1 protein-coding gene is annotated in these 994 nt (G+C 38.9%); it reads right to left on the bottom strand.

Going from position 1 to position 994, the window contains the following annotated elements; genetic code table 11:
- A partial coding sequence (locus tag QM956_RS10515; RefSeq protein WP_414302514.1) for an ISL3 family transposase occupies positions 1 to 868 on the bottom strand: 868 nt, incomplete at its 3' end.
- Positions 869 to 994 lie beyond the last annotated feature (126 nt).

The following is a 994-nucleotide window of genomic DNA, read 5'->3' as shown; positions in this document are numbered from 1 at the left end:
GAAAAGTAGGGCGATAAAAACGTTTATCACTCAGTTTACGACTATCCTGCTGGATGAGCTTCCAGTAGCGTTTGATAGCCTTGTATTCATGAGATTTTCGCTCAAATTGATTCATGATTTGGACACGGACACGACTCATAGCACGGCTGAGATGTTGGACAATGTGAAAGCGGTCGAGAACGATTTTAGCACATGGGAAAAGCTGTTTAGCTAAGGCATAGTAGGGACTAAACATATCCATCGTAATGATTTTCACCTGACAACGAACGGCTCTATCGTAGCGCAGAAAGTGATTTCGGATGATAGCTTGTGTTCTACCTTCAAGAACGGTGATAATGTTGAGATTATCAAAGTCTTGTGCAATGAAACTCATTTTTCCCTTGGTAAAGGCATACTCGTCCCAGGACATAATCTCAGGAAGTTGGCTAAAGTTATGCTTAAAGCGAAAGTCATTGAGCTTGCGAATGACAGTTGAAGTTGAAATGGAAAGCTGATGTGCAATATCGGTCATAGAAGTCTTTTCAATCAGCTTATGAGCAATTTTTTGGTTGATAATACGAGGAATTTGGTGATTTTTCTCGACGAGAGAGGTCTGTGAGACCATCATTTTAGAGCAATGATAGCACTTGAAACGACGCTTTCTAAGGAGGATTCTAGTAGGCATACCAGTCGTTTCGAGGTAAGGAATTTTCGACGGTTTTTGGAAGTCATATTTCTTCATTTGACTTCCGCAATCAGGGCAAGATGGTGCCTCATAATCTAGTTTAGCGATGATTTCTTTGTGAGTATCCCTATTGATGATATCCATAAATTGGACATTAGGGTCTTTGATATCGAGCAGTTTTATGATAAAATGTAATGGTTCCATATGATTCTTTCTAATGAGTTGTTTCGTCGCTTTTCATTATAGATCTTATGGGACTTTTTTTCTACACAAAAATAGGCTCCATAATATCTATAGGGGATTTACCCACTACAAATATTATAGAGCCAA

The sequence above is a fragment of the Streptococcus mitis genome, assembly GCF_047460035.1.
GTDB lineage: Bacteria > Bacillota > Bacilli > Lactobacillales > Streptococcaceae > Streptococcus > Streptococcus mitis_DW.
The sequence above is the reverse complement of the archived record's forward strand: the minus strand, read 5'-3'. Positions and strand labels throughout refer to the sequence as shown.